This window comes from Sphaerisporangium sp. NPDC004334 (genome assembly GCF_053602655.1).
In genome coordinates this window covers 34056-48456 of the sequence record NZ_JBSGDZ010000018.1, presented here as the reverse complement: position 1 = coordinate 48456, position 14401 = coordinate 34056, and the positions used below count along the sequence as shown (strand labels likewise).

The window sequence follows — 14401 nt, the reverse complement described above, 5'->3', positions numbered from 1 at the left end:
GCTAACACTTCGCGTAGAACGAATATTTAGCGCTGCCATGAACTCCTGGTAACCTGACCGGGCCCGCGCGGAAGGTGAAAGTGGACGACAGAGAAGAGCTGATCGCTCGGATCGGCGAGGCGCAGCACGCCCTGGGACGCGCCTTCTCCCACGACCGCTCGCTGCCGCTGCTGGCCCTCAACCTCACCATGCAGCAGCTCAAGGTCGCCCTGATCCTGTCCGGCAGCGGCTCGGCCTCCGGGCAGGAACTCGCCGCCGCCCTCGGCACCGGTCTTGGCACCGTCACCGGCATCGTCGACCGGCTCGTCGCCCAGGGCCTGGTCACCCGCCGCGAGGACCCCGCCGACCGCCGCATCCGCCGCGTTGAGCTCACCGACGCCGGACGGCGCATGACCGAGGAGCTCGTCGACGCCGGACTGGCCGGCTACCGGCGCCTGCTCGACCGGCTGGACACCGCCACCCTGCGCAGCCTGGACGAGGTGATGACCAAGCTCCGGGCGGCCGCCGCCGAGTTGTACGGCCCCTGCTGAGCCGGCCCGCCCGCCGCTGGTAGCTTCGGGCCCCATGCACACTGGGGACGACACCACCCGCCCGGCGCCCGGCGGGCACCTCCAAGCCCTGTTCTCCCTGGCCGGCCGCACGGCCCTGGTCACCGGCGGCAGCTCCGGCATCGGGCTGGCCATGGCCGAGGCGATCGGCCGCGCGGGCGCCGCCGTCGTCATCGTCGCCCGCCGCAGGCCCGAGCTGGAGGCCGCCGCCGAACGCCTGCGCGGCCACGGCGTCCCGGTCGCCGTCCTTTCCGCCGACCTCGGCGACCCGGGCCAGGTGCGCCGGGTGTGCGACCAGGCCGCCGGCTTCTTCGGCGAGATCGACATTCTGGTCAACGTCGCCGCCAACAACATCCGCCGGCCCATGCACGAGCTCACCCCCGAGGACTACGAGGCGACGATGCGCCTCAACATCACCGCCCCCTACACCCTGGGCCAGCACTTCGGCCCCCGCATGGCCGCGCGCGGCTGGGGGCGCATCATCAACGTCGGCTCCCAGCAGTCGATCAGCGCCTTCGGCGACAGCGGCGCCTACGGGGTCAGCAAGGCCGCCGTCACCGGGCTCACCCGCTCGCAGGCCGAGGCGTGGTCACCCCACGGGGTGCGCAGCAACACCGTCGTGCCCGGGTTCGTGCTCACCCCTCTCACCGAGCCCGCCCAGGCGATCCCCGGCCGGGTGGAGGCCCTGGCCGCGCGTTCCATGGTGGGCCGCAACGGCGAGCCGTCCGACTTCGCCGGCATCGCGGTGCTGCTGGCGAGCGACGCCGCCGAGTACATCACCGGTCAGACGATCTGCGTCGATGGCGGCTTCTCGGTTCATTGACCCGACCATCCGGCTTTACAAAGTAAGTCACAGGGACGGGATTTGACCTGGAGCGTGGTCCAGGAACGACTATGGGAGGCGCCGGAAACCCCCGACGCCGGCGCCACCGCCAGAGCATCGAGGAGGACCAGCCATGAAACAGCGCACCCTCGGCCGGAGCCTGACCGTCTCCGCTCTCGGACTCGGCTGCATGGGAATGAGCGAGTTCTACGGGCAGGGCGACGACGGCGAGTCCACCGCGACCCTCCACCGGGCGCTGGACCTCGGCGTCACCTTCCTTGACACCGCCGACATCTACGGCCCGTTCACCAACGAGCGCCTGGTCGGCGCCGCGATCGCCGGGCGCAGGGACCAGGTCGTCCTCGCCACCAAGTTCGGAATCGAGCGCCGGCCCGACGGCACGCGCGTCGGCGTCAACGGCCACCCCGACTACCTGCGCAAGGCCTGCGACGCCTCGCTCCAGCGGCTCGGCGTCGACCACATCGACCTGTACTACCAGCACCGCGTCGACCCCTCGGTGCCGATCGAGGACACCTGGGGCGCCATGGCCGAACTGGTCGCCGCCGGCAAGGTGGGCCACCTCGGCATCTCAGAGGCCGCCCCCGACGTGGTGCGCCGCGCCCACGCCGTCCACCCGATCACGGCCGGACAGTACGAGTACTCCCTGTTCACCCGGGACATCGAGGACGAACTGCTCCCGCTGTTCCGCGAGCTCGGCATCGGCCTGGTCGCCTACAGCCCGCTCGGCCGAGGCTTCCTCACCGGCGCGATCACCAGCACCGACCAGCTGGGCCCGCAGGACTTCCGCGCCTCCAACCCGCGCTTCCAGGGCGAGAACTTCACCGCCAACCGCGCGCTGGCCGCGGGAGTGGAGCAGATCGCCCGCGACAAGGGCGTCACCCCGGCCCAGCTGGCCCTGGCCTGGGTGCTGGTGCAGGGCGAGGACGTCGTGCCCATCCCCGGCACCAAGCGGCGCGCCTACCTGGAGCAGAACGTCGCCGCGCTCGACATCGCGCTGACGCGCGAAGAGCTGGCGTTGCTGGAGAAGGCCGCCCCCAAGGGCGCCGCCGCCGGAGCCCGCTACCCCGCGGCCACCCTCCCCCGCATCACCTCCTGAACCCGCCGCGGCCGCGGCCCCCGCCAACTCCGCCAACCCCGCCAACCCCGCTCACCCTCCCGGCCCGCGGAGCGGGGCAGGCGGGGTCTTCTAGCGGGTGGTGGCCGGAGGGTCGTACTCGACGCGGGTGAGAAAGAAGTGCCGGACGTCCTCGGCGAGCAGTTCCGGCACCTCCATCGCGGCGAAGTGACCGCCACGCCGGAACTCCGACCAGTGCCTGATGTCGTACAGCCGCTCGGCCAGCGGCCGGACGGGCTGGGTGATGTCGTGCGCGAACACCGCCACGCCGACCGGCACCGGGCACGGCGGCGTTCCCCGCGGAGTGTCGTGGTGCAGCCGCGCCGAGGAGGCCGCGGTGGCGGTCAGCCAGTACAGCGAGATGCCGGTGAGCATCCGCTCGTCGCTGACGGGAGAGTCGGGGCCGGTCCACTGGGCGAAGCGCTCGGCGATCCAGACCAGCTGGCCGACCGGCGAGTCGGTCAGCGCGTAGCCGATGGTCTGCGGAGTGAGGGCCTGCAGGGCCTGGTACGGCGGACGGTTCGCCATCATCCGCCGGACCTTGTCCAACCGGGCTTCGTCGGTCTGCGACAGCTCGATGTCGGCGTCCGGCACCGGCCGGGTCGGCAGGAAGTTGACGTGCACCCCGACGACCCGCTCGGGTGCCACCGCACCGAGCGCCATGGAGATGCCCGAGCCGAAGTCGCCGCCCTGCGCGCCATAGCGTTCGTACCCGAGCCGGCGCATCAGCTCGGCCCAGGCCCGCGCGACCCGGACGATGTCCCAGCCGCGCTCGCGGGTCGGCCCGGAGAAGCCGTACCCCGGGATCGACGGGATCACCAGGTGGAAGTCGCGCGACAGCGGCTCGATCACGTCGAGGAACTCCAGGAACGACCCGGGCCAGCCGTGGGTGAGGACCAGCGCCAGCGCGTCGGGCTTGGAGCACCGGACGTGGACGAAGTGGATGTTCTGCCCTTCGATCTCGGTGGTGAAGTGCGGAAGCTCGTTGAGCTCGGCCTCGTGCCGGCGCCAGTCGTAGCCGGTGCGCCAGTATTCGGCCAGTTCCTTGAGCCGCGCCAGGGGGAAGCCGTAGTCCCACCCGGCGCCGGCGACCTCGTTGGGCCAGCGGGTGCGGGAGAGCCGGTCGGCCAGATCGTCGAGATCGGCCTGGGGGATGGCGATGCTGAACGGCTTGATCATGGTCTCTCCTCTGGAGGCGTTCATTCGGCAACCGAATGTTTGAGGCACTAACGTTTGCCTGTCGAACGATAGCACGGTCATTAGTGCGCCGAACGATTCGTTAGACTCAGCCCCATGGAGAACCCCTCCGAGGAGACGCCCCCCCGCTGGGAGGGCCTGCCCAGCCGGCTGCTCGGCCGGACCGCCGACCACGCGCGCCGTCTGGTCGGCGAGGCGTTCTCCTCCGTCGGCGCCCGCGGCTACCACTACCGCCTGCTGGCCACACTGGAGGAGTTCGGCCCGGCCAGCCAGGCCGCTCTGGGCCGCCGTAGCGGCATCCACCTCAGCGACATGGTCGCGGCGATCAACGAACTCACCGAGCGGGAACTGGTCGAGCGCGCCCCGGACCCCTCCGATCGGCGGCGCAACATCATCTCGCTGACCGCCTCGGGCAGGCGGCAACTGCGGCGGCTGGAGAAGCGGCTGGCCGAATGCCAGGACCAACTGCTGGCGCCGCTGTCACCCGAGGAGCGACAGCGGCTGGTCGAGCTGCTGTCCAGACTGTCGGACCACCACGACCGCCGGACAGGCACCCTCATCGAGCCGTGACCCGCGACGGCCTCGGGCATCGGCGCCAAACGTCCCTCCCGCCTAGCTAGTGCGCCGTCCACGAACGTTCACCGGCTTGGGCGCCGTAGCAGGCGCGGGCATCGCCGTACCACGACCCGCCGACCCGGCGCCGATCACTACAGCCCGTGACCGGGGGCGGAGAGCCGCGCCCGGTGAACGTACGCGGTCACCGCACCAGGCCGCACTCGCCTGGCCGGGGCCACGGCCGGCGACTAGTGGCCGCGGCGCCGAACCGCGGCGCCGAACCGCGGTGCCGAAGCGGGGCGCCGTTCAGGGCCGGTGGCCGCCGAGAAGGCGGGCGGCGCGGGCCAGGGTCTCGCGGACGTTGGGCTCGCCGGTCAGCTCCATCGCCTCCTGGACGCGCAGCCAGCGCAGCGGCGCCTCGGGGTTCTCCGGCCGGGCGGCGTCAGGGGTGCCGGTCGCCAGCAGGAACCGCAGGTCGGCGTGCTCGTGGGCCGGTTCGCGGGGGCTCGGCGTCACCGGCACGATCACCAGGTGGGCGATCTCGGCGGCGGAGCCGGGCGGCCAGGGCCGCAGGTCGGCCAGGCCGGTCTCCTCCGCGCCCTCGCGCAGCGCCACGGCGAGCGGGTCGCTCTCGCCGGGATCGGCGTGCCCGCCGACCTGCAGCCACGCCCCCTGGCGCGCGTGCCATCGCAGCAGCACCCTGCCGGTGGGCGGGTGCAGGATCAGCGCCGACACCGTCACGTGCAGGGCGGTCGAACGGCCCCACGGATCACCGGTCGCGGCCAGCGCGCGCGTCCGCTCCAGGTCGGCGGCCTCCAGCGCGGTCGAGGGCCGGTAACGCGCCAGCGCCCCGACCAGCGCCCCGGCCGGCGGATCGGCCGGCGCCCCGCTCGGCGGATCGGAAAGCTCCACGTCCTCGCCCATGCCCTGCCCCCGTACCTCACCAGGGATGGTGCGCGGCCCGCGCCACCGCCCCCGCGCCGATGCGTCCCGCCGAGGCTCGCACATCGCCGGCGGCCCCGGCAACCGGATCACCTTCGCGGCGGACGGCACGCCGCCTGGCGCGGCCGATCGCCTCGGCCATGACTCCCAGCCGCCGGTGACCAGGGCCGTGCGGCCGGCCGGCGGCCGACCATACGGCGTCACCCACCGTCACCCGGCGTCCGCCGGGGCGCAGGCGGCGGCGCGGGACAGCAGCAGGGTGCGCTCGCGGTCGTTGCGGGTGAGCGCGGCGGCGCGCTGGAACTCCTCGCGCGCCTCGGCGGTCCTGCCCAGCCGGAACAGCAGGTCGCCGCGCACGCTGGGCAGCAGGTGGTAGCCCTTCAACGCCGGATCGGCGGCCAGCTCCTCCACCAGCGCGAGCCCCGCCTCGGGTCCGAAGGCCATGGCCAGGGCGACCGCGCGGTTCAGCTCCACCACCGGGGAGGGCACCTGCCGCACCAGCGTCTCGTACAGCGCGGCGATGCGCCCCCAGTCGGTGTCACCGGCCCGGCCGGCGCGGGCGTGGCAGGCGGCGATCGCCGCCTGCAGCGTGTAGGGGCCCGGCGCCCCGCCGGTCCCCCCGCCGGTCGCCTCGGCGCGCTCCAGCGCCGCCAGCCCGCGTCCGATGGCGGCGCGGTCCCACCGGCCGCGGTCCTGCTCCAGCAGCAGCACCGGCTCCCCCGACGGGCCGACCCGCGCCGCCGAGCGGGACGCCTGGATCTCCATGAGCGCGACCAGACCGTGGACCTCCGGCTCGCGGGGCATCAGCCCGGCCAGGACGCGGCCCAGCCGCAACGCCTCATCGCACAGCGCCGGCCGCATCCAGTCGTCCCCGGCGGTCGCGGTGTACCCCTCGTTGAAGATCAGGTAGATGACCTCCAGCACCGACGACAGCCGGCCGGCCAGCTCGGCGCCGGCGGGCACCTCGAAGGGGACGCGGGCGTCGGACAGGGCGCGCTTGGCCCGCACGATGCGCTGTGCCACGGTCGCCTCGCCGGTCAGGAACGCGCGCGCGATCTCCTCGGTCCTCAACCCGCCCAGAAGGCGCAGGGTGAGCGCCACGCGCGCCTCGGTGGACAGCACCGGATGGCAGGCGGTGAACACAAGGCGCAGCATGTCGTCCTCGATGCCGCCGTCGAGGGAGTCCTCCAGCGCGGCCAGGGCCGCGTCGTCGTCCCGCCCCTCGGTGAGCAGCTCGTGGCCGAGCTCCTCCACCTTGCGCGCGAGGCGCTCGCGCCGGCGGATCAGGTCGATCGCCCGCCGCCTGCCGACGGCCATCAGCCAGGCGCCGGGGTTGTCCGGCACGCCCTCGCGCGGCCACTGCTCCAGCGCGGCCACCAGGGCGTCCTGGGCGAGCTCCTCGGCCACGCCGATGTCGCGCACGACGCGGGCCAGGCCGGCCGTCACCCGAGCCGACTCGGCCCTCCACACCTGGTCGATCGCCCGATGAGCCTGCGAAACCGCCATGGCGACCAATCACAGCATCTTCCCCGCCACCCCCGCAAACCGGCTCCCCTTCGGCGTCCCGCGGGCCTTCTCCGACGGGCGTCAGGACCACGGCCCGCCGGGCTGCGGCGTGGACATCATCTGCTCGACCAGGCAGGTGGTGTGCTTGGCGTAGCGGAACAGCGGGTGGGCCAGCACCTCCCGCAGGAACGGCAGGCCGGTGCGCAGGCCGGGCCCCTCCAGGAGGGTCTCCTCCAGCGCCCGGTCGGCGCGGGCCAGCGCCTGGGCGCGCGTGGGCGCCCACACCGCCACCTTGGCGATCAGCGGGTCGTAGTCGGCGGTGATCCGCGTCCCGGCCGAGGCGTGGGTGTCCACCCGGGTGAACGGCCCGCCCGGCGGCACGAACCGCTCGATCAGCCCCGGCGTGGGCAGGAACCCCCGGGCCGGGTCCTCGGCGTTGACCCGGCACTCGATGGCCACCCCCGAGGGCGCGATGTCCTGCTGCCGCAGCGTCAGCCGGCGCCCGGCCGCGACGAGGATCTGCTCGCGCACCAGGTCCACGCCGGTCACCATCTCGGTGATGGGATGCTCGACCTGCAGGCGGCAGTTGACCTCGATGAAGTAGCAGGTCCCGTGCTCGTCCAGCACGTACTCGAAGGTGCCGGCGCCCACGTACCCAGCGGCGCGGGCCGCGCGCACGGTCAGCTCCCCCAGGTGCTCGACGGTCGCCGCGGGGAGGTTCGGCGGCGGGGTCTCCTCGATCAGCTTCTGGCGGCGCCGCTGCACCGAGCAGTCACGCGCGCCCAGGTGCACGACGTTGCCGTGGCCGTCGGCGAGGATCTGCACCTCCACGTGCCGCGCCGCGTCCAGGTACTTCTCCACGTACACCCGCGGGTCGCCGAACAGCGTCTGGGCGTCGCGGCGGGTCGCCGCGTACGCCCGGGCGAAGTCGCCGCGTTCGTGCACCACGGTCATCGCCCGGCCGCCGCCGCCCGCCGAGGCCTTGATCACGACGGGGTAGCCGACGGAACCGGCGACACGGGCGGCCTCGGTGGCGCCCCCGGCCGGGTCCGCGCCGCCGGGCAGCACGGGCAGCCGGGCCTCCACGGCGAAGCGCCTGGCCGACACCTTGTCGCCCAGGCGGGCGATGACCTGCGGCGTGGGGCCGATCAGGGTCAGGCCGTGCGCCTGGCAGATCTCGGCGAACTCGGCGCTCTCCGACAGGAACCCGTACCCGGGGTGGACGGCGTCCGCGCCGGTCTGGAGCGCGGCGGCGACGATCGCGGCCGAGTTGAGGTAGCTGCGCCGCGGCGCGGCCGGCCCGATCTGGACGGCCTCGTCGGCCAGGCGCACCGCCGCGGAGTCGCGGTCCGCCGTGGAATGGGCGACCACCGTGCGGATCCCCATCTCGCGGCACGTCCGGAGCACGCGCAGGGCGATCTCGCCCCGGTTGGCGATCAGAACTGTGGTGAACATGGCGCTCCAGCGTGCTCGGAGGTGTGGGGACCGGCCGTCAGGGGAGGTCAGGGGCCCTCGTGCGGGACCAGGGACAGCAAGGGCTCCTCGTATTGCACCGGGGCGCCGTCGGCGGCGACGATCGCGCGGACGCGGCCGCCGCGCTCGGCCTGGACGGCGTTCATGAGCTTCATGGCCTCGACGATCCCGACCTGCTGGCCGGGTTCCACGATGTCGCCGACCTCGACGAACGGCGGCCCCCCGGGCTCGTGGGCCCGGTAGAACGTGCCGACCATCGGCGAGGTGACCACGACCGCGCCGTCCACGGCGGCCGGGTCGCCAAGGCCCTCACCGGGCCTCTCCCCCCGCTCCGCCCCGTCCGGGGACCCGCCGCCGTGCCGGGCGTGCCCGCCGGTGCCGTTCTGACGCGCGTCCGGCGCGCCCGGGACGGGGACGTGCTCCCCCGCCCCGCGCGCCGCCGCCCACTCCACGGCGACGGCCAGCGTGGCGGTGGAGACGGTGATGCTGCGCAGCGGCGCGGAGCCCGCGCCGGCCAGCCGGGCGGCGTGGCGGACCACCCAGTCCAGCACGCGTTCCCCCTCGTCCTGCGGTGTGGGTTCGGCTGTCATGCGTGTCCTCCTTCGACGGGCACCGCGTCGCGGTGCGGCGCGGACGTGCCGGCGCCCTGCCGGCGCGCTGCCGGCGGGACCGCCGCCGCGTGGCGCCCGGACCGGCGTGGCCGGGTGTGGCCCGGTGCCGCCGGCCGGGGCCTGGCGCTAGGCGAGTCCGAAACGGCGGAAGCGGCGCCTTCGCGCGGCCACCAGGCCGGCGGGATCAACGCGCGCCAGCTCGTGCAGCGTCGCGGTGACGGCGCCGCCGAGCAGCCGGGCGGTGAGCGCGGGGTCGCGGTGGGCGCCTCCGTCGGGCTCGGGGATCACGGCGTCGACGACGCCCTGTCCGAGCAGGTCACGGGCGGTCAGGCGCAGCGCGCCCGCGGCGTGCGGCGCGGCGGCCGGGTCGCGCCACAAGATCGCCGCACAGCCTTCTGGGCTGATCACCGAGTAGACGGCGTTGCCCAGCGCCAGCACCCGGTCGGCCACGGCCAGGGCGAGCGCGCCGCCGCTGCCACCCTCCCCGGTGACCACGGCGACCACGGGGACCGGCAGGGCGGACATCAGGCGCAGGTTCTCGGCGATGGCGTGCGCCTGCCCGCCCTGCTCGGCCTCGACCCCGGCGTGCGCGCCCGGGGTGTCGACCAGCGTGACCACCGGCAGGCCGAGCTTGCCGGCCAGCCGCATCAGCCGGGCGGCCTTGCGGAACCCCGCCGGGGAGCCCATGCCGAACCTGCGGGCGACCAGCTCGCGGGTGTCGTGGCCCTTCTGGTGGCCGATCAGCATGACCGGCACGCCCTCCAGCCGTCCGACGCCGCCCACGATGGCCGGGCAGTCGCCCGACATCCGGTCGCCATGCAGCTGCTGGAAGTCCTCCAGCAGATGGCAGGCGTAGTCCAGAGTGGTGGGGCGGCCGGGGTCGCGGGCCAGGGCGACGCTCTGCCAGCCGTCCCGCACGGGCAGGTCGGCCGCGTCACGCACCAGGTGGGGGGCGCTGTCGCGCCACGCCCCCGGAATGGGACGGCCGTCCTCGGCCCAGGCGGCGGCCGACAGCAGGTGGGTCAGCGCCGGACGCAGTCCGGCGCGCGGGCGCACGCCGTCGACCAGGCCGCCGGCCAGGAGCGTCTCGGCGGTCTGGAAGCCGTCGGGCAGGCGCTGTCCCATGGTGCCGGCGATGACGCGCGGCCCGGCGAAGCCCATGTGCGCTCCCGCCTCGGCGAGGATGACGTCGGCCAGCGTGGCGTAGGAGGCAGCGACGCCGCCGTAGGTGGGATCGGTCACGACCGTGACGGTGAGCAGGCCGGCCTGGTCCAGGTCGGCCAGCGCCTGAGCGGTCTTGGCCATCTGCATCAGGGCCAGCGCGCCCTCCTGCATCCGCGCGCCTCCCGAGGCGGTCACCACCACCAGGGGCCTGCGCGTGGACAGGGCGTGCTCGGCGGCGGCGGTGATGCGCTCACCGACGGCGCATCCGAGGCTGCCGCCCATGAAGGCGAAGTCCATGACGGCGGCGACGACGGGGTGGCCGTGCAGGGACGCCGAGACGCACACCACCGCCTCCGGCAGGCCGGTGTCTCTGCGCGCCTGCGCGAGGCGGGCCGCATAGGGGCGGGTGTCGGTGAACTCCAGCGGGTCGGACAGGGTGGCCGCGGCGGCCGGCGCGCTCGTGGAGCCGGGGTCGAACAGCTGGTCCAGCCGTTCGGGCGCGCCCAGCCGGTCGTGGTGGCCGCAGCCGGCGCACACCCGCAGGTTCCTGCGGTGGTGCACCCCGTAGACCGGGTCGTGGCAGCCGGCGCAGCGGATCCACGGCGAGGACGGCGAAGACTGTGAGGACGGCGAGGACGGGGCGTCCGGCTCGACGGCGGTCACGCGGCGCTCCCGAAGCTCCCGGCGCCCCCGGCTCCCGTCCCGCGCTCGCCGCCCACCATCGTGATCGCCACCCGCCTGAGCCCTCCGTCTCCCCCTGCGCTGCCGCCACCGGCCACGGGCGGACAGGACGGGACGATGGCGCGCGGCGACGGAGTGGCGGGGGCCGCCGTGCCGGCCGGGCGGGCCGCGTCAGCCGCGCCGGACGCCGGGCCGGTGGCGCGGGGCGCGGGCGTCGCCGGGGCGGCGGCCGAGTGGGCGTGTGGTCGCATGTGCATTCCTCCCCTGACCTTCGGGGGGTGGGCCGGACGCGGTGCGCGGCGGACCTCTCTGACGGCAACGATGCGCCCGGCCGCTGGTCGGCCGCTGGGAAGGCGCTGGAGGCGCTCTGGTCCGCGGGCGAGACTCCCGCCGCGCAAGGGGCCGGGCGACGGCTCGAGCGACCCCGGACCGAGGGCCTGCGCGGCGTCCGGCGATCACTCTCATCCGCGCGCCGGAGCCCGCGCCCGATACTTCCGCCCGACACCTTCGCGCGGTGCGTCCTGGAGGCGCGGACCAGGAGGGCCGCTATAGGGACATAAGCGGCTTTGTCATATTAAAGGCGGACCGAGTGTCGGACCTTTTCGCGGGCGCGCCAGACGGACATTATTCGGAAATACTGCCTAAGGTAAAGAATATAGGACTAGACCAGGACTTTTTCGGAGATTTTGTCCTCATGAGCCATCTTTCCGGCAGTTCCGATAAGCGAGTTCATCTAAATTCGAGAGGTCCACCAGGCGCCCGAGCACGCGCCGACGCCGCGCGCCGGCCGGCTCGGACGGCGTCGCGATCAACTGCGGAGATCACATGGAGTTCCGGGTTCTGGGTTCGCTGCAAGTGGTCGACGGCGACGCCGATCTGACGCCGAGCGCGGCCAAGGTCCGCGCGGTGCTGGCGATGCTGGTCCTGCGGCACAACCAGATCGTGTCCACACGCGAGCTGATCGATGAACTGTGGGGCGAGCGTCCCCCGGCGACCGCCCTGCCCACCTTGCACACCTACGTCTACAAACTGCGCAAGATGCTCGGCACCGGAGGACCGGCCACGGTGGTCACCCAGACCTATGGCTACCTGCTGGCCACCGCCCCGGAGACCATCGACGTGTACCGCTTCGAGCGACTGGTCGCCGACGGGTGGAACGCGCTGGAGCGCGAGGACGCCGCGTACGCCACCGAGGCGCTGTCGCAGGCACTGGCGTTGTGGCGGGGGCCGGCCCTGGCGAACCTGGCGGCGGGAGAGCTGCTGTCGGCGCAGATCACCCGCCTGGAGGAGAGCAGGCTACGGGCCCTGCAGCTTCGCCTGGACGCCGATCTGCGCCTGGGCCGGCACCGCGAGCTGATCAGCGAGCTCAAGGAGCTCATCGCCATCCACCCGCTCAACGAGGACTTCTACGCCAAGCTGATGACCGCCCTGTACCAGGCGGGGCGGCGCGGCGAGGCGCTGGAGGTGTACCAGAACCTGCGCCAGGTGCTGGTCGGGCAGCTCGGCCTGGAGCCCTCCCCCGCCCTGAGCCGCCTGCAGCAGCGCCTGCTGTCGGCCAACCCCGGCCTGGAGCAGCCCGACCTGGACCCCGCGCCGCCGCCCGCTCCGCCCGCGGCCCCGGTGGCCGCCGTCAGGCCGGCGCAGCTCCCGCCCGACATCGCCGACTTCGTCGGCCGGGCCGAGGTCGTCGACCGGATCGCCGCCCTGCTGTCGCGCCCGGCCGAGTCCGGCACCGCCGTCCGGGTGATCTGCATCAGCGGGATGCCCGGTGTCGGCGAGACGGCCCTGGCCGTGCACGCCGCCCACCGGGCCCGCTCCGCCTTCCCCTCCGGGCAGCTGTTCACCGAGCTCGGCGGCTCCGGCGTGCCGGCCGACCCCGGCGAGGTGCTGGCCGGGTTCCTGCGGGCCACGGGCGTCCCGCCGGGCGAGGTCCCCGGCGACCGCGACGAGCGCAGCAAGCTGTTCCGCACCTGGTGCAGCGAACGACAGGTGCTCATCGTGCTCGACGACGCCGCCGGGTACGCCCAGATCCAGCCGCTGCTGCCCGGCTCGGCCGGCTGCGCCGTCATCGTGACCAGCCGGTTCGCGCTGCACGGGTTCGCCGGCGCCCACATGGTGGAGCTGGACCCGCTCACCGGGGAGGAGGGGCTGGAGCTGCTGTCCCGGATCATCGGCCCGGCCCGGCTCTCGGCCGAGCGCGCGGCGGCCGAGCACATCGTGCGCCTGTGCGGGCGGCTGCCGCTGGCACTGCGGTGCGCCGGGTCGCGCCTGGCCGCCGGGCAGGGCCTGACGCTGGCCAAGTTCGCCGAACGCCTGGAGGACCCCCGCTCGCGCCTGTCGGACCTGCGGGTCGCCGACCTGGACGTGCGCACGACGTTCCGCGCCACCTACGAGCGGCTCGGCGAGCCCGAGCGCAGCCTGTTCCGGCTGCTCGGGCTGCTGCAGACCCCGCACATCACCATGCGGCAGGCCGGCGCGCTGCTGGGCTGCGAGCCCGGCCACGCCGAGCGGCTGCTCGCCCGCCTGGCCGACTGCTCGCTGCTGTCGGCGCGGCCCACCGCCCTGGGCGAGGTGCACTACGCCGTCCACGAGCTGGTCCGGTTGTACGCGCGCGAGTGCCTGGAACGGGAGCTGGACGGCTGCGCCGTCGCCGTGCCCGCCCCCCAGGCCGCCGAACCCGCCGCACCGGCCGGACCGGCCGGACCCGCCCAGCCCGTCGAGGCCGCCGTCCCCCGGGAGCGGGCGGTGCCCGCCGCGCAGGACGAGCACCGCGCCGTGCCGGTCGAGGAGGCCGGCGCGCGGCCGTTCTCGCTGACGGCGCCGGCCGACTGCGTCAACGGAACGGCGTCCCACATCCTCGGCCCCTGACCCGGAAATTCCGGCACTAGCCTCGCATCAGCATCAAACCAGGCGCTCCCCGCAGCATTGCTGCGTACGGAACGAAAGGAGACGCCTGGTGCACCGGACGCTAATCGTGGCGCGGATGGAGCCCTCCGAGACCGAGGCCGTGGCGAAGATCTTCGCCGACTCGGACGCGAGCGACCTGCCACATCTGATCGGAGTGTCACGCCGCACGCTGTTCCGCTTCCACGACCTGTACTTCCACCTGGTCGAGGCGGACCACGACATCACGCCGAACCTGTACAAGGCACGCAGCCACCCGCTGTACGGCGAGATCAACCAGCGGCTCAGCGAGCACATCCGCCCTTACGACCCCGGCTGGCGCGAGCCCAAGGACGCCATGGCCGAGCCCTTCTACACCTGGGAGGCCGACGGCCATGAGTGACATCCGCCTGTCCAAGTTCAGCGCCGACCAGGTGGAGCCCAACCACCGGCGCGGCGGCGACATCCGCGTCCTGCTCGGCCCGAAGACGGCCGGCGCGACCTCCGGCTTCATGGGCGTCGCCTTCCTCAAGCCCGGCGAGCACTTCGTCGAGCACTACCACCCCTACTCCGAGGAGTTCATGTACCTCGTGCGGGGCAGCGTCACCGCCCGCATCGACGGCGGCCAGGAGATCGTCCTGAACCCCGGCGACGCGCTCATGGTGCCCAAGACCGTGCGGCACCGCGTCGACAACACCGGCCAGGAGGAGGCGTGCATGGTCTTCCACGCCAGCCCCCTGGCCCCGCGTCCCGACCTCGGGCACGTCGACACCGAGAACGCCGCCGGCCAGGCCCCGGCAGGGAGCCCGCGGTGAACCTCACCGGCGCCCGCCCTGCGGCCCGGCGCCGTACCCGGACGCGTTCCGGCAGGGGCGCGGCGCGG

The 14401-nt window shown here is 74.1% G+C and carries 14 protein-coding genes; 7 read left to right on the top strand and 7 right to left on the bottom strand.

The genetic code is table 11. The annotated features are described in order from the left end of the window. Positions 1-80 precede the first annotated feature (80 nt). From ACWEN6_RS23855 to ACWEN6_RS23845, 3 genes are all read left to right on the top strand, one after another. Positions 81-530, top strand: coding sequence for a MarR family winged helix-turn-helix transcriptional regulator (locus ACWEN6_RS23855; protein WP_354849317.1), 450 nt, complete (start codon positions 81-83; stop codon positions 528-530). A gap of 34 nt (positions 531-564) precedes the next feature. After that, complete coding sequence (locus ACWEN6_RS23850; protein ID WP_354926278.1) at positions 565-1371, top strand: SDR family NAD(P)-dependent oxidoreductase; 807 nt, start codon at positions 565-567, stop codon at positions 1369-1371. 133 nt (positions 1372-1504) lie between these two features. After that, complete coding sequence (locus ACWEN6_RS23845; RefSeq protein ID WP_452572868.1) at positions 1505-2488, top strand: aldo/keto reductase; 984 nt, start codon at positions 1505-1507, stop codon at positions 2486-2488. 90 nt (positions 2489-2578) lie between these two features. Here ACWEN6_RS23845 and ACWEN6_RS23840 read toward each other — a convergent pair whose 3' ends face one another. Beyond that, positions 2579-3685: an epoxide hydrolase family protein gene (locus ACWEN6_RS23840; protein WP_354926274.1), complete on the bottom strand. Its 1107-nt coding sequence runs from the start codon at positions 3683-3685 to the stop codon at positions 2579-2581. A gap of 114 nt (positions 3686-3799) precedes the next feature. Between ACWEN6_RS23840 and ACWEN6_RS23835 the strand changes: the two genes are divergently transcribed. Beyond that, positions 3800-4273 (top strand): MarR family winged helix-turn-helix transcriptional regulator, encoded by a 474-nt coding sequence (locus tag ACWEN6_RS23835; RefSeq protein ID WP_354926272.1) that lies wholly within the window; start codon positions 3800-3802, stop codon positions 4271-4273. A gap of 291 nt (positions 4274-4564) precedes the next feature. Here the strand turns inward: ACWEN6_RS23835 and ACWEN6_RS23830 are convergent, their stop codons facing one another. The 6 genes from ACWEN6_RS23830 to ACWEN6_RS23805 form a co-directional block, all read right to left on the bottom strand. After that, a complete protein-coding gene (locus ACWEN6_RS23830; protein ID WP_452572866.1) occupies positions 4565-5182 on the bottom strand; it encodes an NUDIX hydrolase in 618 nt (205 codons plus the stop codon). A gap of 228 nt (positions 5183-5410) precedes the next feature. Beyond that, a complete protein-coding gene (locus ACWEN6_RS23825) occupies positions 5411-6706 on the bottom strand; it encodes an RNA polymerase sigma factor (protein ID WP_452572864.1) in 1296 nt (431 codons plus the stop codon). An 81-nt stretch (positions 6707-6787) separates the two neighbouring features. After that, complete coding sequence (locus tag ACWEN6_RS23820; RefSeq protein WP_452572862.1) at positions 6788-8161, bottom strand: acetyl-CoA carboxylase biotin carboxylase subunit; 1374 nt, start codon at positions 8159-8161, stop codon at positions 6788-6790. A 47-nt stretch (positions 8162-8208) separates the two neighbouring features. Further along, positions 8209-8769, bottom strand: a complete 561-nt coding sequence (locus tag ACWEN6_RS23815) for an acetyl-CoA carboxylase biotin carboxyl carrier protein (protein ID WP_452572860.1) — start codon at positions 8767-8769, stop codon at positions 8209-8211. Positions 8770-8916: 147 nt separating this feature from the next. Continuing rightward, a complete protein-coding gene (locus tag ACWEN6_RS23810; protein ID WP_452572858.1) occupies positions 8917-10617 on the bottom strand; it encodes an acetyl-CoA carboxylase carboxyltransferase subunit alpha in 1701 nt (566 codons plus the stop codon). Next, entirely contained in the window at positions 10614-10886 is a 273-nt protein-coding gene (locus ACWEN6_RS23805) for a hypothetical protein (RefSeq protein WP_452572856.1), read from the bottom strand. Before ACWEN6_RS23805 ends, ACWEN6_RS23810 begins: the two co-directional genes overlap by 4 nt. Before the next feature lie 574 nt (positions 10887-11460). Here ACWEN6_RS23805 and ACWEN6_RS23800 point away from each other — a divergent pair. From ACWEN6_RS23800 to ACWEN6_RS23790, 3 genes are all read left to right on the top strand, one after another. Further along, positions 11461-13503: a BTAD domain-containing putative transcriptional regulator gene (locus tag ACWEN6_RS23800; protein ID WP_452572854.1), complete on the top strand. Its 2043-nt coding sequence runs from the start codon at positions 11461-11463 to the stop codon at positions 13501-13503. A gap of 88 nt (positions 13504-13591) precedes the next feature. Then, positions 13592-13921 (top strand): TcmI family type II polyketide cyclase, encoded by a 330-nt coding sequence (locus ACWEN6_RS23795; protein ID WP_248958504.1) that lies wholly within the window; start codon positions 13592-13594, stop codon positions 13919-13921. Further along, positions 13914-14333 (top strand): cupin domain-containing protein, encoded by a 420-nt coding sequence (locus tag ACWEN6_RS23790; RefSeq protein ID WP_354849253.1) that lies wholly within the window; start codon positions 13914-13916, stop codon positions 14331-14333. Before ACWEN6_RS23795 ends, ACWEN6_RS23790 begins: the two co-directional genes overlap by 8 nt. The last annotated feature ends 68 nt before the right edge of the window (positions 14334-14401 follow it).